This window comes from Thermodesulfitimonas autotrophica (genome assembly GCF_003815015.1).
Taxonomy (GTDB): domain Bacteria; phylum Bacillota; class Desulfotomaculia; order Desulfotomaculales; family Ammonificaceae; genus Thermodesulfitimonas; species Thermodesulfitimonas autotrophica.
The window spans coordinates 619,009-637,544 of the sequence record NZ_RKRE01000003.1 but is presented as its reverse complement, the minus strand read 5'-3'; the positions used below and the strand labels follow the sequence as shown (position 1 = coordinate 637,544).

21 protein-coding genes and 1 tRNA gene are annotated in these 18,536 nt (G+C 62.4%); 10 read left to right on the top strand and 12 right to left on the bottom strand.

What is annotated here, in order from left to right:
* Positions 1-85: 85 nt before the first annotated feature.
* From pyrR to hpt, 4 genes are all read right to left on the bottom strand, one after another.
* Entirely contained in the window at positions 86-628 is a 543-nt protein-coding gene (gene pyrR / locus EDD75_RS10765) for a bifunctional pyr operon transcriptional regulator/uracil phosphoribosyltransferase PyrR (protein ID WP_425451664.1), read from the bottom strand.
* Between the two features lie 149 nt (positions 629-777).
* A tRNA-Cys gene (locus tag EDD75_RS10760) sits at positions 778-852 on the bottom strand.
* 55 nt (positions 853-907) lie between these two features.
* Positions 908-2,446 (bottom strand): glutamine-hydrolyzing GMP synthase, encoded by a 1,539-nt coding sequence (gene guaA, locus EDD75_RS10755; protein ID WP_123931921.1) that lies wholly within the window; start codon positions 2,444-2,446, stop codon positions 908-910.
* A 1-nt stretch (position 2,447) separates the two neighbouring features.
* Positions 2,448-2,993, bottom strand: a complete 546-nt coding sequence (gene hpt / locus EDD75_RS10750) for a hypoxanthine phosphoribosyltransferase (RefSeq protein WP_123931919.1) — start codon at positions 2,991-2,993, stop codon at positions 2,448-2,450.
* Positions 2,994-3,261: 268 nt separating this feature from the next.
* Here hpt and EDD75_RS10745 point away from each other — a divergent pair, with 268 nt between their 5' ends.
* From EDD75_RS10745 to EDD75_RS10735, 3 genes are read left to right on the top strand one after another with little or no spacing between them, the layout of a single operon-like run.
* A complete protein-coding gene (locus EDD75_RS10745) occupies positions 3,262-3,852 on the top strand; it encodes a hypothetical protein (RefSeq protein ID WP_123931917.1) in 591 nt (196 codons plus the stop codon).
* Positions 3,740-5,740: an ATP-binding protein gene (locus EDD75_RS10740; RefSeq protein WP_123931915.1), complete on the top strand. Its 2,001-nt coding sequence runs from the start codon at positions 3,740-3,742 to the stop codon at positions 5,738-5,740. The genes EDD75_RS10745 and EDD75_RS10740 overlap by 113 nt, the downstream gene beginning before the upstream one ends.
* A 16-nt stretch (positions 5,741-5,756) precedes the next feature.
* Positions 5,757-6,122, top strand: a complete 366-nt coding sequence (locus tag EDD75_RS10735) for a response regulator (protein WP_123931913.1) — start codon at positions 5,757-5,759, stop codon at positions 6,120-6,122.
* Here the strand turns inward: EDD75_RS10735 and EDD75_RS10730 are convergent.
* On the bottom strand, positions 6,100-6,930 hold the full coding sequence (locus tag EDD75_RS10730) for a histidine kinase (RefSeq protein WP_123931911.1): 831 nt from the start codon (positions 6,928-6,930) through the stop codon (positions 6,100-6,102). The two genes, EDD75_RS10735 and EDD75_RS10730, sit on opposite strands and share 23 nt — an antisense overlap.
* 215 nt (positions 6,931-7,145) lie before the next feature.
* Between EDD75_RS10730 and EDD75_RS10725 the strand changes: the two genes are divergently transcribed.
* From EDD75_RS10725 to EDD75_RS10710, 4 genes are all read left to right on the top strand, one after another.
* Positions 7,146-7,370, top strand: coding sequence for a spore coat associated protein CotJA (locus EDD75_RS10725; RefSeq protein WP_245963153.1), 225 nt, complete (start codon positions 7,146-7,148; stop codon positions 7,368-7,370).
* Between the two features lie 24 nt (positions 7,371-7,394).
* The gene (locus EDD75_RS10720) at positions 7,395-7,652 is read left to right on the top strand and encodes a spore coat protein CotJB (RefSeq protein ID WP_123931909.1); all 258 of its coding nucleotides are present in this window, start codon (positions 7,395-7,397) and stop codon (positions 7,650-7,652) included.
* A gap of 14 nt (positions 7,653-7,666) precedes the next feature.
* Positions 7,667-8,239 carry a manganese catalase family protein gene (locus tag EDD75_RS10715; protein ID WP_123931907.1) on the top strand — a complete coding sequence of 191 codons (573 nt, stop codon included), beginning with the start codon at positions 7,667-7,669 and terminating at the stop codon, positions 8,237-8,239.
* Between the two features lie 144 nt (positions 8,240-8,383).
* Entirely contained in the window at positions 8,384-8,767 is a 384-nt protein-coding gene (locus EDD75_RS10710; RefSeq protein ID WP_123931905.1) for a hydrolase, read from the top strand.
* Here EDD75_RS10710 and EDD75_RS10705 read toward each other — a convergent pair whose 3' ends face one another.
* From EDD75_RS10705 to EDD75_RS10675, 6 genes are all read right to left on the bottom strand, one after another.
* A complete protein-coding gene (locus EDD75_RS10705) occupies positions 8,768-9,568 on the bottom strand; it encodes a L,D-transpeptidase family protein (RefSeq protein WP_123931903.1) in 801 nt (266 codons plus the stop codon).
* A 210-nt stretch (positions 9,569-9,778) separates the two neighbouring features.
* Positions 9,779-10,438 (bottom strand): TasA family protein, encoded by a 660-nt coding sequence (locus EDD75_RS10700; RefSeq protein WP_123931901.1) that lies wholly within the window; start codon positions 10,436-10,438, stop codon positions 9,779-9,781.
* A 67-nt stretch (positions 10,439-10,505) separates the two neighbouring features.
* Positions 10,506-11,075: a TasA family protein gene (locus tag EDD75_RS10695; protein ID WP_123931899.1), complete on the bottom strand. Its 570-nt coding sequence runs from the start codon at positions 11,073-11,075 to the stop codon at positions 10,506-10,508.
* Between the two features lie 116 nt (positions 11,076-11,191).
* On the bottom strand, positions 11,192-11,788 hold the full coding sequence (locus EDD75_RS10690) for a signal peptidase I (protein WP_123931897.1): 597 nt from the start codon (positions 11,786-11,788) through the stop codon (positions 11,192-11,194).
* Between the two features lie 45 nt (positions 11,789-11,833).
* A complete protein-coding gene (locus tag EDD75_RS11240; protein WP_170157807.1) occupies positions 11,834-12,568 on the bottom strand; it encodes a hypothetical protein in 735 nt (244 codons plus the stop codon).
* Positions 12,569-12,852: 284 nt separating this feature from the next.
* A complete protein-coding gene (locus EDD75_RS10675) occupies positions 12,853-13,512 on the bottom strand; it encodes a response regulator transcription factor (protein WP_123931891.1) in 660 nt (219 codons plus the stop codon).
* Positions 13,513-13,914: 402 nt separating this feature from the next.
* Here EDD75_RS10675 and murJ point away from each other — a divergent pair, with 402 nt between their 5' ends.
* From murJ to EDD75_RS10660, 3 genes are all read left to right on the top strand, one after another.
* Entirely contained in the window at positions 13,915-15,513 is a 1,599-nt protein-coding gene (gene murJ, locus EDD75_RS10670) for a murein biosynthesis integral membrane protein MurJ (protein ID WP_123931889.1), read from the top strand.
* Positions 15,514-15,615: 102 nt separating this feature from the next.
* Positions 15,616-16,158 (top strand): NADH-quinone oxidoreductase subunit NuoE family protein, encoded by a 543-nt coding sequence (locus EDD75_RS10665; RefSeq protein ID WP_123931887.1) that lies wholly within the window; start codon positions 15,616-15,618, stop codon positions 16,156-16,158.
* On the top strand, positions 16,100-17,791 hold the full coding sequence (locus EDD75_RS10660) for a NuoF family protein (RefSeq protein ID WP_123931885.1): 1,692 nt from the start codon (positions 16,100-16,102) through the stop codon (positions 17,789-17,791). The genes EDD75_RS10665 and EDD75_RS10660 overlap by 59 nt, the downstream gene beginning before the upstream one ends.
* Here the strand turns inward: EDD75_RS10660 and EDD75_RS10655 are convergent.
* Entirely contained in the window at positions 17,788-18,534 is a 747-nt protein-coding gene (locus tag EDD75_RS10655; protein WP_123931880.1) for an ABC transporter permease, read from the bottom strand. The two genes, EDD75_RS10660 and EDD75_RS10655, sit on opposite strands and share 4 nt — an antisense overlap.
* Between the last annotated feature and the right edge of the window lie 2 nt (positions 18,535-18,536).

Genomic DNA, 18,536 nt, shown 5'->3' with positions numbered 1-18,536 from the left:
CTGCTTTTGGCTGGCCGGGGCCGGCAAACGCGCTCCTTTCCCGCGCCCTTTGCCAGCCTCGCCGGACCGTCTTTAAAAGGACGCCTCATTCAACCCTTTCGCTAATAACCACCCGCTCGTCACCATCTATCTCTCTGATATGCACCTCAATTACTTCCTTCCGTGATGTCGGCACATTCTTGCCGACGAAATCCGCCCTTATCGGCAGCTCCCGGTGCCCCCGGTCGACCAGCACTGCGAGCTGAATCACCGCCGGTCGCCCCAGGTCCATCAGCGCGTCAAGCGCCGCCCGCACCGTCCGCCCCGTATAAATCACGTCGTCCACCAGCACCACCCGCTTCCCAGTCACCGGAAAATCTACCTCGGTCCGGTAAACCAGCGGCTGGTAACTAAGCTGCGTCAGGTCGTCTCGGTAGAGGGTAATATCAAGGGAACCGACCGGCACCTCCCGCCCCTCTATCTCCAAGATCAGGGCCGCCAGCCGGACCGCCAGAGGCACCCCCCGCCGCCGGATGCCGATAAGGGCCAGGTTTTCCACCCCTTTGTTCCGTTCGATGATCTCGTGGGCCATCCGGGTGAGCGCCCGCCTGATACCCTCGGCATCCATGATCTGCGCTTTCTCCTTCAGCTTCACCATCAACCCTCCCAACCGCCTTCCGGCATAAAAAAAGCCTCCTTACCGCCTATCTGGTAAGCAGGCCTTGAGCACGCGCTATTTTTTGCGTCAAAGCTAATCTCTCCCTTCCCGGCCTCACGGGACCGGATTAAAGGTAACCCTGGAGGCGGCAGGCGGATTCGAACCGCCGCATAACGGTTTTGCAGACCGTCGCCTTGCCACTTGGCTATGCCGCCCCTCTTAAGCCAACGCTAATTTATTATACCCTACCGCCCGCGCTTCGGCAATACCTTATTCCCATTCAATTGTCGCCGGCGGTTTGGAAGTGATATCGTAAACCACCCGGTTAACGCCGGGCACCTCCCGCACGATGCGGGTGGCGATCCGCTCCAACACCGCGTAGGGCAGCCGCGCCCAGTCGGCGGTCATCCCGTCCTGACTCTCCACCGCCCGGACGGCGATGGCGTGGGCGTAAGTCCGCGCATCGCCCATCACGCCTACGCTCCGGATGTCGGGCAGGACGGCGAAATACTGCCAGACCTGCCTATCTAACCCCGCCCGCTTCACCTCTTCGGTAACGATGGCGTCCGCCGCACGCAAAAGCGCCAACTTCTCTTCCGTCACCGGCCCCAGGATACGCACCGCCAGCCCTGGACCAGGGAAAGGCTGGCGCCAGACGATCTCCTCGGGCAGCCCGAGCTCCTTCCCTAGCTCCCGCACCTCATCCTTGAAGAGCCAGCGGAGCGGTTCCACGAGCTTGAACTGCAAATCCTCCGGCAGCCCCCCGACATTATGGTGCGACTTGATCTTCGCCGCCGTCGCCGTGCCGCTCTCCACCACGTCCGGGTAAAGCGTCCCCTGCACCAAAAAATCAGCCCCGCCCAGCCGGCGCGCTTCCTCCTCGAAAACCCGGATAAACTCGGTGCCGATAATCTTCCGCTTCGCCTCCGGGTCGGCCACCCCCGCCAACTTTTGCAAAAAACGCTCCTTCGCCTCCACGTAAACGAGCGGGATGCCTAGGTGCCGGAAAGCCTCCTGGACCGACTCCGGCTCCCCTTGCCGCAAAAGCCCGTGGTTCACAAAGACGGACGTGAGCCGGTCCCCAATCGCCCGGTGCACCAGTGCCGCCGCCACCGCTGAATCCACGCCGCCGCTTAAAGCGCAAATCGCCCGGCCCGCACCGATAGTCGCCCGCACCTCGGCCACCGCTGCCTGCAGGAAAGAACCCATCGTCCACGCCCCGGTGCAGCCGCAAACCCTATAAAGGAAGTTTTCGAGCATCTTCTTCCCTTCGGGCGTATGGGCAACCTCGGGGTGAAACTGCACCGCGTAAAGCCTCCGGGCGGGGTCCGCCATCGCGGCCACCGGGGCCGCCTCCGTGCGGGCGGTCACCACGAAACCCGGCGGCGGCGCCGCCACCTTGTCCCCGTGGCTCATCCAGACCTCTGTCCGGCGCGCAACCCCCGCAAAAAGGTCCCCGTCGGCCAGAACCTCCAGGAGCGTCCGGCCGTACTCCCGGTGCGCTGCGGCCGCCACGTTGCCGCCGAGCAGGTGGGCCATGAGCTGCATCCCGTAGCAGATGCCTAACACCGGGATCCCGGTTTCAAAAAAGGCCGCCGGGAGCACCGGTGCGCCCTCTTCGTACACGCTCGACGGCCCCCCCGAGAGAATGATGCCCCGTGGCCGGCGCGCCCGCAGCGCCTCCACCGGCGTAGAATAGGGCATAATCTCGCAATAAACCCGGCATTCCCGTACCCGCCGGGCGATAAGCTGGGTGTACTGTCCCCCGAAATCGAGGATAATCACTAATTCCGCTTGCGGGTTGGGCACGTTACTCCCTCGCTTCGTAAATTTCCCGGCGCAGCACGCAGATGTCGGGCAGGTTCCGGTAGCGCCCCGCGTAATCGAGCCCGTAGCCGACCACGAACTCGTCCGGGATCGAAAAACCCAAATAATCAATCGTCACCGGCACCCGCCGGCGCGAAGGCTTGTCCAGAAGGGCACACACTTTGAGCCCCGCCGGCTCCTGCTGGTAGAGATGGTCCGTCAGGTACTTGAGCGTCAGCCCCGTATCCACAATGTCTTCCACTAACAAGACCTCTTTCCCCGTCACGCTCCGGTCGAGATCCTTGAGAATCCGCACCACACCGGTAGTCGTGCTGGAAGCGCCGTAACTTGAAACGGCGATAAAGTCAAGCTCTACCGGCACCGTCAGCACACGCAAAAGGTCGGCTAAAAAAACCACCGACCCTTTAAGGACGCCCACCGCCAGGAGTTCTTTCCCGCGGTAATCCGCCGAAATCGTCTCGCCAAGCATCTTCACCCGTTCCTGAATCTCCTCGCGGCCGAGCAGAACCCGCTCGATATCCGGGTGCACGCGCTTCCCCCCTCCGCGCTTTCCCTCCCGAAAAGGCCCAACCGCAGTTAGCAAAGGGGGCCGGGCCGGAAAAGCGCGAAATCTGGCTTATTTATACCAGGAAAACCGCAGGATGTCAACTTTGACCGCTCCAGTGACCGTATCTCAGCCCCAAAACCAAAATTTTTCATTGACAATTACCTTCAAGAAATGATATTGAAATGCCAGGGTTTTGCCAAAAAGCCCCCCTGGTGCACCGCGAAAAACTTGCGATAGGAAGCGTTGCCAGATGAATTCCTCCCGCCGGCGAAAATTGCGTCTCTGGGAAACCTTTCACGGCACGCTTATGCTTCCCGTAACCTTCCTCTTTATCGCGGCGGCGATCGCCACGGGCCTCCTCACCTTTTACCACGAGCGCTGGCACGCCCATCACCAGGCGGCCCAGCAGCTTGACATCCTGGCCGACACCGTTAAGGCGAATGTCGAGCGCTTCCTCAAGGATTGTCGCTACGATACCCTCCACCAGACCCGCTGGCTCTCCCTCCTCCCGGCGCTCAAAGAGGCCACCGGCACAGGCCCTCAGGCCCGGACGGCCCGCGACGAGTTGAGCCGCATCCTCCGGCGCATCTGTGAAGAGCGCGGCCTTTACGACGACATCCTTTTTGTTAACCGCGAAAAGATGATCCTCGCCTCCGCCAGCGAAAAGGATAACGGCACCCCTTACCATTTCCCTGTGCCCCAGGGCCACGCCCCACCTTTTCTCCGCGATGTTCACCTCGGCGCGGCAACCACCAGACCGGGGATCGACTACATTCTGCCGCTTTACGAAAAAGAAGGGGGGGCGTCTCCTCGGCTGGCTCATCTTCCACGTCAGCATTGACGAGATACTTCAGTTTGCCGCCAGCCAGCAGGAAAAATTGGGCCGGACCGGCGAAATCATCCTCGCCCGGCGCGATGGCACCGTAATCAATACTCTCCGCCGCCAAGCACACGCGGCCCTCGCTTTCAAGCCGGGCACCCCGGACATCGAGGCCGCCATCCACGGCCGGGAAGGCGTGATAGAAACCCGCGATTATACCGGCAGCAACGTTATCGCCGCTGTTCGCTACCTCCCCGAAACATCCTGGGGGTTAGTGGTGAAGCAGGAGGCCGCGGAATTTCTTGCCCCGGTCAGAAACCACGCCCTCACCCAGGGCGGCATCAGCCTCATCACTCTCGCCGCCCTCCTCATCCTCCTCGCCTTCACCATCCGCCGGCTTACCGGACCGCTCAGCCGCCTCACGGCGACAGCCACGCAGCTCGCCGCCGGCGACCTTTCCCCGCGCGTCCCGGAAATAAGCGGCGAGATCGGCCTCCTGGCCCGGAGTTTCAACGAGATGGCCGGCGCTCTCGAAGAACACTTTACCAACCAGGTGCGCACCGGCAAGGTCTTGGAAACGCTCGTCGGCACCATTGACGCCAAATCGCTGGTGCAGGCCACCCTCGCCACCCTCTGCGAAAACTTTGCGCTGGACATCGGCGCCTTTTACCTCTACCACCCGGACAAGGAATACCTTACCCTCTACGCCTGTCACGGCTTCACCCCGGCGACGGAAAACGAGTTTTACCGTCTGGGCGAAGGCCTTCCCGGCGCCTGCGCCCAAAGCGGCAAACCGCACCTGTTGACCCCGGTGCCCGCCGACACCAAATACCTCGTCAACAGTTTCCCCGGTAAGCTCGTCCCCCTCTGGCTCCTCCACCTGCCCGTTGCTTCCGGGGAAAAGCTTATCGGGGTCTTCGGCTTTGCGGGCCTGCTGCCGCTCAAGCAGGAAAAAATCGCTACCCTTGAGCACCTGGCTATCTTCTTCGGAATCGCCTTCGAAAACGCCTTCCACTACGTCCAGATGCGCGAGCTATCCGAGCGCCTCGAAACCCTGAACGAAGAGCTCATCGCCCAGAACGAAGAGCTTAACGCCCAGGCTGAGGAGCTCCAGGCCCAAGCTGAGGAGCTCCAGTCGCTCACGCAGGAACTCGCTGCCCAGAGCGTGGAACTCGAGCAGAAGAACCTCGCTCTGGAGCAGGCGACGAAGGCCAAGTCGGAGTTCCTCGCCAAAATGTCCCATGAACTCCGCACGCCGCTCAACGCCATCATCGGCTTCACGGAGCTCCTGCTCACCGGCGCCGCCGGGACCCTAACCCCGCGCCAGCAGGAGTATTTGACCGACGTCCACGAGAGCAGCAACCACCTCCTCGCCCTGATTAACGACATCCTCGACCTCGCGAAAATCGAGTCCGGCAAGATCGAACTCCAGATCGAAGAAGTAGACCTCTTCTCACCCCTCCAGAACGCCCTCCACCTCTTGACCCCGGAGGCCACCAAGAAGGACCTCACCATCGAAAACCGCGTTCCTCCCGGGGAATTCCTGGTTATGGCGGACGCCTACCGCCTCCAACAGGTTTTCAATAACCTTCTCTCCAACGCGGTAAAATTTACCCCTGCCGGCGGCAGGATTTACGTCGCCGCCTCCCGAAAAGAAAATATGGTAGCGGTAACCGTGGCCGATACGGGCATCGGCATCAAAGCGGAAGACATACCCAAGATTTTTGAAGAATTTAAGCAGGTCGACAGCTCCATCAGCCGCCACTACGGAGGCACAGGCCTGGGCCTGGCGATCGTCAAGAAAATCGTGGAAATGCACGGCGGCGCCATCTGGGTGGAAAGCACACCCGGCAAAGGTTCGGCGTTTACTTTTACGCTGCCGTGTAGTGGCGCAAGTCGAGTGAGCTAATGGAGGGGGTTCGCGGTTGAAGACGGTCCTGATTATTGAAGATAACCCAACCAACGCCAAGCTCGTCCGCGACATCTTGCAGCTCCACGGTTACAACACCCTCGAAGCAACAACCGCCCAGCTCGGCATCACCCTGGCCAAAGAAAAAAGGCCCGACCTCATCGTGATGGATATCGGGCTCCCGGGAATGGATGGGCTCACCGCCACACAGCTGCTTAAAACCGACCCGGTAACTGCACCCATTCCTATTCTTGCCCTCACCGCCTACGCGATGAAGGGCGACGCGGAAAAGTGCTTCGCTGCCGGCTGCAGCGCTTATCTCCCTAAGCCGATCAGTATCACCGGGCTTTTAACCCAGGTTAAGCTTCTTTCGGGTGACTAACGTTCGGCGCCGCTGCAGGCGCTTCCCCTTCCGCGGCGGGTGGGAGTAACAAGCAGAAGCTCGCCATCTCGCCCAGCGTGCCCTCCATCCAGAAGGCGCCGCCCTGCGCTTTGCAGAGTTCGCGCACCAGGGCGAAAACGCGCTCCCCGGCTGCCGTTTCGTCCCCCGATGGGCCACTACATTCCGCCATCTGCCAGCCCGGAGTAAAACTCCGCCAGACGGTGAAGAGCACCTTATCCTCCAAACGCGTGCACCACAGGCCTACCCTTCCACCTTTGGGGGTCTTGCCAACCGAAAGCAAGAGCAGGCCCGTAAGCACCTCGAGCAGCAGCAGATCACCCACCAGCGCCGGCGCCACCTCGGGGGCAACCTCGGTCTTAAGACTCACGCCTGCCGCAGTCGCCCTCGCCGCTACCGCCTCTCTGCACCTGGCCACTATCTCCGCCACCGGAACGACCGCGCCGCACGGCCCAAGGTTATCCCGCCGCACGCAGGTAACTTCCTCGATAAGCTGTTCGAGCTTCAGGCCCGCGTCTCTGATATGCGCTACATAGTCAAGCAGTTCCCTCTTTTCGCTCTCGGACAACTTCAGGAGCAGCAACTCCGAAAAACCGATGATATTCATGAGCAGGGTCCGCGCCCGGAAGCCTAAGTTGTCCCGCCTAACTTCACCATTTACGCCGGCGCCCGCTATTACTGCCGCACCCGCTCCTGGGCTCGCGCATACGCAACAGTTCCAACCATTTTTCTTTATCCCCATCCGCGGGTGCAGCTTCTGTCCTTCGGCAAGAAATGAATTTATCGCCATCCCTCTCGCTCCCTCCGCCAAAACACATCCTAAAGACTACCAGACAACCGGTAATTTGTCAATATCTCCAGCAGAACCATTTTTTGGCCTTTATTGTAGAAATCTGTCAGATTCCTGTCCGGCTTTAGAGGAACATTTTCCCTTGAATACTATATATTGTAATATAGACCCGGACAAATCACGTCCTTGGACCCAAAAGACGAGGAGGGATCCCCGTGAACAGAAACAGCCGGCACAACCCCACCGAGGCAACGTCCCGGCAGCTTTCGGCTCAACCTGATATGCCGGCCCGCCAGTACCCGTGTCCCGAGCTCAAACTCGCCACCGCCTACGTGCCGCCCCAACCTTACGGCAAGCAGTTTAAACCCGACGAGGCGTTAAAGAAAGGCACCCTCTGGCCCGATCTCTATTCGCCCTACCCACCGCCAAACCCGCGCTGAATAACATTGGGAGGAGGAGTGGTTATGCCCTACGAGCAGGCTGAGTTACTCAAAAAAATCCAGGCCGTCGAATTTTGCGCTACTGAACTCACCCTCTACCTCGACACCCACCCGGATGATGCCGCCGCTCTATCAGACTACAACCGTTTCGCCGGTGAGCTTGCGGCGTTGAAAAAGGAGTACACCGAAAAATACGGGCCGCTCTGCGTTTTCGGCCACGAAAGGGCTGAGCCGTCCTGGAAGTGGGTCGAGCAGCCGTGGCCCTGGGAGATCGAATATTAGGGGGGACTGACCCAATGTGGCTTTACGAGAGAAAACTCCAGTACCCGGTGCGCGTCTACTCCCGCGACCTGCGCATGGCGAAGTACCTATCGACCCAGTACGGCGGGCCCGACGGCGAGCTTTCCGCGGCCATCCGGTACTTAAACCAGCGTTACACCATGCCCTGCCCCCGCGCCAAAGGGTTACTTACCGACATCGGCACCGAGGAACTCGCCCACGTTGAAATCATCTGCACCATGATCTACAAGTTAGTTAAAGGAGCCTCACCTGACGAACTCGAGCGGGCGGGCCTCGGGCCACACTACGCCCAGCACGACAGCGCCCTCTTCCCCGCCGACGCCAGCGGTTTCCCCTGGACCGCCGCCTACATCCAGGCCCACGCCGACCCCGTAGCCGACCTGGTCGAGGATATGGCCGCCGAGCAGAAGGCCCGCGCCACTTACGAACAGCTGATCCGCCTCACTGACGACCCGGGGATCAAAGACACGCTCAAATTCCTACGCGAGCGCGAAGTCGTCCATTTTCAACGCTTCGGCGAAGCCCTCGACCATGTCCAAGGCTATATGAACAGCCGGAAGGTCTTTTAACGCCCCCAACTAAACCGGCGTGAGGGGGGCACCGCTCCGCCCCCCTCCGCCCTTTTCTTCGCGAAATTAAACGAAAACCTTCCCAAGGCCGCCTTTATATGGTAATATTAACCTGATAACCTACTGGCAGGAGGCTCGCCATAGGTGGAAGAGATTCTCCAGCAGATTCTTACCGAGTTAAGAGAGCTTCGCCAGGGGCAGGAGGAACTCCGCCAGGGCCAGAAGGAACTCCGCGGCGATGTAGCCGCCCTCCAGAAGGGCCAAGAGGAACTCCGCGGCGATGTAGCCGCCCTCCAGAAGGGCCAAGAGGAACTCCGCGGCGATGTAGCCGCCCTCCAGAAGGGGCAGGAGGAACTCCGGGCCGCGGTTGTAACCCTCCAGGAGGCCCAAATCCGTCTGGAAAAGGGACAGAAACGTCTGGAGAAGGGGCAGAAGGAGATCCGCAAGCAGCTTGACGCCGTGTGGGCCGACATTAAAAAACTCGACGACCGCCTCACGGCACAAGAGAAGTTAAATTTGCACCGGTAGCTAATCGCGAACCACCACCGGCGTCCCAACAGCCACCCGGTCGTAAAGGTCTTCCACGTCGGCGTTGGTGAGGCCGATGCACCCCCACGTCCAGCAGTCACCCCATTCTGGCCTGCTGCCGCCGTGAATGCCGACGCCGCCCCCGAGCGCCGTCTCCTGCGGCGGCACCTGCCCGGCGCTACACGCCGCCACAATCGCTTCGTAGGTGGCTTGGTCAATCAGGCCCTGCTGCAGCCCCCGCGCCGCATCGTCGACGCCCGGGTAGCTAAGCCGCATCCACCGGGAGCCCAGGTACTCGTCCGGCGGGTCGATGACCAGCTTCTCGCAGATGTAAAAGGTTCCCTCCGGTGTCCGGTGGTCCCCCGCCACCTCTTTATCCCCCGGGCCCCCGTCCCCGGTAGCTACGTGGTAGGATTTCACCGGTACCCCGTCTTGAAAAAGCGTCAGCGTGTGCGCCGCCTTGTCCACCACCAGCAAAAGCCCGTCCGGCCCGCCAGCTCCCGCTCCCGGCGGGGTAACCGCGCCGGCCCCTTCCGGCCGCAACTGCCGCGGTATAGCGCCGCCCGCAGCAACACCGGCACCCCCCACCGCGCCGGCCGCGCTCCCGCCAGCCCCGCGCGCCTCCCGCAGCGTCCCCTGCTGCTTCTCACCGGACCCGCCGGCGGCGGCTTGAACAGCCGGCTTCCCCGCGCGGTTACCGTCACCGGTAACCTCTCCCTTCCCGCAAGAAAACCCGGCGCCGCACACCGCCACGAAAAAGGTTAAAAACAAGAACCACAGGCTTACATTTCGCCGCTTCATCGGTCCTGACCCCTCTTCCTCCCAAGCAAAGATAGCGCCATAAAAATTAGCGGCCGCGCAATTACCCGGCCTTCACCATTGTAGCATACCGCCCTGCCGGTGGTACGGCGTAAATACTGGCAGCCTTGCCACACTGGGCAACCCTTGGAAACCGATAAAAACGGGGCAGGTTGTAGGCCTGCCCCGCAACATTCAGGTAAGGGAAACGTTTTACTGGCTCGCGTCCTGGTTCAGGGTGAAGGTAACCGTCGTGGTCAGCCGGTCGCCCTGGAGATCGTTGCCCGCTTCGGGACGGAAGGCCAGTCTAACGTGGAAGCTCTTCGTATTCCCGCCGTTGGGCAGCGGCGTTGGCAGGTTATCAAGCGCGGCCGCGTTGGCCGGCAGCGTTACGTCTTCCAGATCAAGCCAGCCGTTATCGTTGGCGTCCACAATAGCATGGCCGGAGGTAGCGCCCGCACCGGTAAAGACAATGCCGTCGTAATCCATGTACTGAATCTCGATGTAACGAGCCATCTCCTGCCAGGTGGAGTTCCGGTTGGTATCCGACTCCACCGGGTTGAGCGCCTCGTCTATCGCGTGGCTAAAGGCGATCTCCACGTGGCTGCCCGCCAGGCTGCCGGTGTTCATCAGGCTGACCTCGTAAGCCACCCCCGGCACGTCTCCGGGCGCCATATTGGTCAGCACCCAGGTTTCGGAAACCCCGTCGCCGAACGGCTGGTTGTCGTCGCTCACCTTCAGGTCTAACGTGCCGGCGGCGAAGGTATTCGCCAGGCTCTGCTCGGTGTCCGCGAAGTAGGCCCAGGTGCCGTAGCCGGTCATCCCTGCCACCAGGAGCAGCGTTAGCGCCAACAATAAGACTTTTTTCTTCACATCAGGCTCCCTCCTTTAAGGGAGGGTAGCAGGATAGCGCCCTATTCCTGCTTCCTCGCTAAAAGCATTATTGAGACGCCTTGAAACTAAGCGTAACGTTGGCGCTGTCACCCTGGACGCCGTTATCGGCGTTGGGATCTAATGTCCAGACGATATGGAGTTTTTTCTCCGTGTTAGCAGGTAAAGAACCGAGGTCATACGCGCCGAGAGCCTGTAACTGGCTCAGGGTCTTGCCCTGGAGGCCAGTAACAGTAACACCGTCCAGCTCAACGGTGGTTGCTACGATGGCGTCACCGATTAGCGAACTTCCAGCATCAACGCTCGAGGGCGTACCCTCGGTTGCGCTGTACGTAAAGGTAACGGTGGTCCTGCTGGCTCCGATAGTGCCCTCGTTGTTGACGTAAATGCTGGCGTCCACCGTTTGCCCCGGAGCCCAGTTAGAAGGAGATACCCACGTCGCTGAAGTGCTGCCCGTAGGATCAAGACCAGCCGCATTCGCCAGCCCGAGATCCAGCGTCCCAGCCGTAAAGCTGTTCCCCGTGCTCGTCTCGGTGTCGCTGAAGTAGGCGAAGGTGCCGGCGCCGGCGAGCGCCGCGACCAGCAGCACGCCCAAAAGCGCGATTAGAATTTTACGCATCCTTAAATTCCCTCCTTAAAGTTTTTTTAAACTTAGAACTCAGAACTTCGAACTGTGAACTCCTAATCCCCACTCCGGCTAAGCCCGCTTCGTTTTAGGCCGCCATCACCCCCTTATTAAATGCGTGCCTTCCAATTGACGGGTTGCCGGCGCGTTTTGCGCGCCTCCCGCCAGATGTCCCAACCGTAAAGCGCGATGAGCAGCGCCGCCAGCGTGCCTACCAGCGCGAAGAAGTGCGTCCGGTCCTTCATAAAACCGGCCAGGAAGCCGAAATACGGGACGTAGCCAACCACTTTGGGCACCTTTTCCATCTTCGGGACCACCGCGTAGGGGTCGGGCTCCTCGTTGGCGTCGCCTTTGGTCCGAAACTGCACCTTCCCGCCGCTTTTACTTACCTCTACCACCCGGTGGGTGATACGCTGCGCGTCGATCTTGTAGGAGATGATGTCGCCCCGCTTCACCTGGTCGAGCGTGACCTGCTTGGTGATCACCACGCCGCCGACTTTAAGCGCCGGCTCCATACTGCCGGAGAGGACCGGGTGGATGTTGATCCCGAAGCGCGGGGCGAAGAAAACGAAGACCACTAACAGCACTGCCAGCGCGGTAATGATGTTGACCAGCCAGTTAATAAGCCGCCGCGCCGCGCCTTTGCTGGTTTTCACCGGGGGCGCTTCCGCCGCCCGGTTTTCCTGCCGGGTCTTTTCGCCTGTCAAAAGCGTCGCCTCCCTACCTCTGCCGGGAAAATGAGTCTTACGCCGTTAATAGGCACCGCTGCCGGCCAGCGCGGCGTTTTCCGCCGCCCCGTCGCAAGCGCTGCCGGGCGCAGGGTTCTGCGGTGCCGGGGTGCCGCCCTGGTCGTCCGGATTCGCCTGCGCGCCGCCGCTCGCGCCCTCTTGCGGCGCCGCACCGCCGTTCGCGCTATCCGCTGGGCCGCCGCTACCACCTGCCACCGCGCCGCTGTTGCTGGTAGCACCACCGGCGTTTTCCTGCGGGCTGTCGTTACCGCCGCCGTCCGCCGCCGGGCCGCTACCTTGAGCGCCCGAAACCACCTGCCCGCCGCAGTTGTCTTCTCCCCGGGCGCTGCACCCGCCGCCGTTACCGCCGTTGCAATTACCGTTGTGGTTACCGTCGCCGTTCCCATTCCCGCCGCCGCACCCCTGCTCCGGGCACGCCACGGTGAAGCTCATCGTCACCGTCTCCGTGTCGCTGAAGCCGCCGCCGGCAGGCAGCGGGTTCCCGAGCACCCGCGCGGCGCCGAAGCCCACGGCCACCGCTACGGCGACGGCGACCGGCAGCACCTTCGCCCACCAGGGCAGCGCCCTGACGGCTTGGACGACGCGCGCGCCCACCTTGAAGCGGCACGCCTCGTAGCCCGGTACCGCCCGCCAGCCCACCGCCGGCCTTTTCCCTTTCACCCGCCGGAACCAGTAGCCGGGCTCGCGCCGGTTATCTTCCTGCCAGTGCGGCACGCCGTTGCCCGCCACCGGTTTCACCCTCTCCCGCCCGCGCAGTCACAAAAAATGGGACCGCCGGGTCTATGGGATTTGATACCAGCATACCACGGCCCTTCTCTCAACTTCTATCGACCGCAAGGATGAAAATCAGGGGACGGCGCCGGTGGAGAATTAATCCAGGAGTGAGAGCGGAACTCGCGCGGGAGGCGGGACGCGGAAGATTGCGGCAACAGACAGTATTAGTCCCAGCGGCGGCGGTTTAAGCCGGGGCTTTCAGCTTTTCGTCCTAAAGGGGATTAATCCGCGGGTACGGCGCGCGGTGCTTAGCGTCGGGGCTGGTCGTTTAAAGCCGCTTCTTGAAGCAGCCCGACGCGCAGCGCGGCCACCACCGCCTCGGTCCGGTTGCGGGCGCCGAGCTTGCGGAAGATGCTCCGGAGATGCGTTTTAACCGTCGATTCCGACATAAAGAGGCGGCGGCCGATCTCCTGGTTCGAAAGGTTCTGGCCGAGCAGGGAGAGCACCTCGCGTTCACGACCCGTGAGGAGATCAGCGTCAACCGGGCTTCTCCCTCTTTCCGCGAGGCTGAAGAACTCCGGCCCCAGTCGCGGGAGGCAGAGCATCCCGGCCTTAATGATGAGTTCCACCGCCTGGACGATTTGGCGGGGCAGCAGGCGCAGGGGTAAGCACCCCCACGTGCCAGCCCGAAGCAACGCCAGCAGGTCCAGCTTCTGCGGGTTATCTACCAGGACCACCGGAAAAACGAAGGGGCACCGGCGCTTGAGTTCACCAACAGTGGCCACAGGATCCTCACCCGCGACGTTCCAGAGGACGATATCCGGGTGAAGCCGGCCCGCCGCCGGGAGCAGGTCGGCATTAGCCACGTGGCCGATCACTTCAAAAGACCCGTTCGCCGCAAAAGCGGCAACCAAACTTTCGCGCCACTCGGGTGACTGCCCACCGAGCAAAATAGTAAATTCTCCCACCTACCTCGTCCCCCTTACGTTAGAAGTCAAGCCACTGCTTTCACCGGCGTTTTTTCTCTCTGACTTCACGACCCGTATGGGGCTCCTGTATTTTTGCCCGGAATTCTGGCCGGCGCATCGCGCAAGATGGAGGGCTTGGTCGGCTTAATGCGGTAGCGCTGCTGCAGATAGAAGTATCTGTCTGTTGGTGGTATTATTGGCTTTATTTACCCTATATGTTTTAATTCGGCTTAGACCACACAAATCCTTTAAAAAACGTCCAAAATTATGAAACAAAATAGTCTAAATTTCGACAATAAACTATAGTGCTGCGCGTTAAAGTGAAGCAGGAAGTAGCTTTTTTCCGCCGAAAAAGATTCTTGGGAAAGCAAAAACTTCTCATTGAGATGAGGCCGAGGTTGCGTGAGCTCCGGTAGAATAATCGTCCGCGCCACGTTTTTGATTCTCGCTCTTTCCCTCCTTTCCCGCTTCTTAGGGCTCGGCAGGGAGATGGCGATCGCCTACGCCTTCGGCGCGAAAGCGAAGGCGGACGCCTTCTTCGTAGCCTACGTCATTCCCTACACTTTTTCCGGTGTCGTCGGCACGGCGCTCGCGACGGTGATCGTGCCGGTTTTCGCCGGTTACGCGGCACAGGGACGCAAAGAGGCGGCCTGGCAGGTGCTAAGCCGCCTCCTCAATGCCGCCTTCGTGCTGACGCTGGTTCTGGCCCTCCTCGGGGTGGCCGCCGCCCCTTTGCTCACCCGGGCGCTCGGGGGCGGCTTCCCGCCGGCGACGCTCGCGCTCGCCACCAAACTCACCGCGGCGATGACGCCCGCGATTATTTTTTTGACGGTGGCCGGCATCCTGGGCGGCATCCTCAACGCCAACAACATCTTCGGGCCGCCGGCCCTCGGGCCGGCAATCATGAACGTCATGGTGATCACCGGCGCGCTTGCGGGGGCGCGGCTCCTTGACGTTTACGGGCTGGCCCTCGGTGTAGTGGCCGGAAGCCTCGCCTACACGCTGGTTCAGCTTCCGGCCCTCCGCTACGTCGGCTTTCGCTACACACCGGCCTGCGACTTTTGGCACCGCGAGGTGCGCCGGGTTGGGGCGCTGCTGCTGCCGGTGGTGCTGGCTTCCGGAATCGGCCAGGTTTACACCTTCATCGACTGGCGCCTCGCGTCAGGTCTCGCCGAGGGGAGCATCGCGGCGCTCAACTACGCGAACAAACTGATGAACCTGCCGCAGGGGCTCCTGGTCACGGCCGTGACCACCGCCATCTTCCCGACGCTAAGCCGCCTGGCGGCGGAGGAGCAGCCGGAGGCGATGGCCGCGACGCTCAGACGCGCGCTGAAGTGGATCCTGCTGTTAGGCGTCCCGGGCGCGGTCGGGCTCATCGTGCTGCGCGCCCCGGTGGTGATGCTTCTCTTCGAACGCGGGGCTTTCGACGCGCGGGCCACCGGGATGACGGCGCAGGCGCTCCTCTGCTACGCGGTGGGCTTAGCGGCTTTCTGCCTCAACCTCCCGCTCACCCGCGGCTTTTTCGCCTTTCAGGACACCCGGACGCCGCTCTTGATCTCGGCCGCTACCGTCCCCGTGAAGCTTCTGCTGAGCCTCGTCCTGGTGCGCGTTTTGCACCACGCCGGCCTTGCCCTGGCTACCTCCGTCACGATGACGCTCAATATGTGCCTCCTCTCCTACCTCCTCTACCGCCGCCTCCCCGCCCTCTTCGACGCCTCTTTCTGCCGCTTCGCCGGCCGGCTGCTCCTCGCCGCCGCCCTTATGGGCGCAGGGGTGCACGTAGCCGACGGTTACCTGGCCGCCCACCTGAAAACCACGGGTTTGGGGCTGCTCTGCCGGGTGGCAGCAGATATCGCGGCGGGCGCCCTCCTCTTTTTCGCCGCCGCCTTCTCCTTACGTCTCGATGAGCTTCTCTCCCTGTGCGACCTCCTCCGCGAAAAAGCAGCGGGCGTCGCCATCCGGAGCAAGTCGCTCCGCCCCCGCTACCGAAACAACCGGTAAAGATTTGCCGCGCCGGCGCCAGCCCCCGGCGGCCGGTTTCCAAAGAATAAATCGGGGTATTAAAAGCCGCGCCGGGGTAAACGCTAAGCACGGTGAGGATCGATGCCGGAGATAAACCCCTACGCGCGCCTCGACCGCTTCATCCGGGCCTACGCGGAAAAGCCCGGCGGACTGGTGCGGGTGCTCCAAAAGGCGCAGGAGATTTTCGGTTACCTTTCCCCCGAAGTGCAAACCTACGTAGCGCGCCAGATGAAGCTCCCGGCCAGCACGGTGGCCGGCGTGGCAACTTTTTACTCCCAGTTCGCCGCCGTGCCCCAGGGGAAAAACGTCATCAACGTCTGTCTGGGCACCGCCTGCTACGTTAAGGGAAGCGGGGAAATCTTCGCCGCTTTCAAAAAGCTCCTGGGGGTTGATGCCGACGAAACTACGCCGGACGGCCTTTTTACCCTGCGCGCGACCCGCTGCCTCGGCGCCTGCAGCATCGCGCCGGTGGTGACGGTAAACGAAGCGGTTTTCGCCCACGCTACGCCGGAAACGGCCGCGGCGATCGTAGCACGCTACCGGAAAGAAGGGGAGGAAAGGAAGGATGCTGCAGAGTACGCGGGACTTGGCAGAGCTGCGGCAACGCCTCCTCCCCCGGCTTAGCTTCCGGACACCGGCTGCCGCGGGTCCGCCGGCGGCGGTGCTGGTCTGCACTAGCATGGGCTGCCTCGCCGCGAAGAGCGAAGCGGTGATCGCGGCGCTCAAAGAGGAGGTGGCGGCGTTAGGGCTTGACGTGACCGTGCACGAGACGGGCTGCCTCGGGCTCTGCAAGTTCGGGCCGGCGGCGCTCGTTTACCCGGGGCAGGTGCTCTACTTGGGGCTCGACCCGGACGCGGTCCGCAAAATCGCCCGGGAGCACCTGCGCGACGGGCGCCTGGTGGCGGAGCACCTCTTCCGGGACCCAGAAACGGGGGCCGCAATCGCCCAACTCCCCAACATCCCTTTCTTCCGGCGGCAGCTCCGCGCCGTGCTGGCCCAGGTAGGCGTGATCGACCCGGGAAGCCTCGAGGATTACATTGCCGCTGGCGGCTACGCGGCTTTCGCCACGGTCCTGGGCTGGCAGCCGGAGGCGGTTGTGGCTGCGGTAAGCCGCGCGGGTCTGCGGGGCCGGGGCGGGGCCGGTTTTCCGACCGGCCGGAAATGGGCCGCAGCCGCCGCCCAGCCGGCCAAACGCAAGTACATCGTCTGCAACGCCGACGAAGGCGACCCGGGCGCCTTCATGGACCGCAGCATCATCGAAGGCACGCCCCACGCCGTGTTAGAGGGGATGCTCATCGCCGGCTACGCCGTCGGGGCGCAGGAGGGGATTGTTTACGTGCGGGCGGAGTATCCCCTCGCGGTTAAGCGCTTGGAGACGGCCATCCGCCAGGCGCGGCGCGCCGGCCTTTTAGGCAAAAACCTTCTCGGGAGCGACTTTTCCTTCGATGTGGAAATCTGCCACGGCGCCGGCGCCTTCGTCTGCGGCGAGGAGACGGCGCTCCTCGCGTCGGTAATGGGCCGCCGGGGCGAGTCCCGCCCGCGGCCGCCCTACCCGGTGGAGGAAGGGCTCTGGGGCGAGCCGACGGTGCTGAATAACGTGGAGACACTGGCCAACGTGCCGCTCATCATCCGCAAGGGACCCGAATGGTTCGCCGGCATCGGCACGGAGAAGAGCAAAGGGACGAAGATTTTCTCCTTGGCGGGGAGCATCAACATTACGGGGTTGATCGAGGTGCCGATGGGGGTAAGCCTGCGGGAAATCGTCTTCGGCCTGGGCTACGGGCCGCCGGCGGGGCGGGAGCTTAAGGCGGTGCAGACGGGCGGGCCTTCGGGCGGCTTCCTCCCCGCGCGCCACCTCGATACGCCGGTAGACTACGAGTCGCTCAAAGAGCTCGGCACGATCATGGGTTCTGGCGGCATGATCGTGCTCGACGAGGCGAGTTGCATGGTGGACGTGGCGCGCTTTTACACCGCCTTCGGGCAGGACGAATCCTGCGGCCGGTGCACTCCCTGCCGCGTGGGCACAAAGCGGATGGTTGAGCTTCTCGACCGGATCACCGGTGGCACGGCAACGGTCGCGGACTTGGAACTGCTCGAAAAGCTGGCGGAAGACGTGAAGGACGCCTCCCTTTGCGGCCTCGGCCAGACGGTGCCCAACCCGGTGCTCTCTTCGCTGCGCTTTTTCCGGGATGAATACCTCGCCCACGTGAAAGAACGGCGCTGCCCCGCCGGCCGCTGCCGGAAGCTCCTGCACTAAAGGTACTTCCAGGCGCAGAGGCGCCGCTCGAGCCACTCGAGGATTACGTAAATGAGGAAGCCGAGGAGTCCCATGGCGATGATGCCGGCGTAGAGCTCCGGGTAAGCGTAGCGCGTCCAGGCGTCGAGGAGGTAGTAGCCCAGCCCCTCCTGGCTCGCGATCGTCTCCGCAAAAAAGAGCACGGCGATCGCGGTTCCCGAAGCGATCCGGAGGGCGGTCAGGACCTCCGGGAGCACCGCCGGCCAGATCACGTGGCGCAAAAGGGCACCCGGCCCCGCGCCGAGGGAAGTCACCGAAGCGATGAGCGCCTGGGGAATGTGCCGGGCGCCGTCGCGCACGGGAAGGAGGATCTGGAAGAAAAGGACTAAGGTGATGAGCAGGATCTTCGCCCCGTCGCCTAAGCCCAAGAGCACCATCACCACGGGAAGAAAGACGATCTTGGGCACCGGGTAAATGAGGTAGATGAGGGGTGATAAAACGCGGTCGACCGCGGGATTGCGGCAAGCAAGTCCCACGGGAATGGCGGTAGCCACGGCAAGGCAAATGCCCGCCGCCACGCGGTAGCTGCTGACAAGCAGGTGGCGCCCGAGCTCACCCGGCAACTCCCGGAAGAAAACCGCAAAGGCCGCAAGCGGCGTAGGGAGCGCAGGGAGACGGACTACCGCCGCCGCCAACGCCCACAAAGCAAGCAGCAGCAAAAGCGCGCCGAGGGTGGTGCCTGCGCGGCGGAATAGTCTCTGCACCG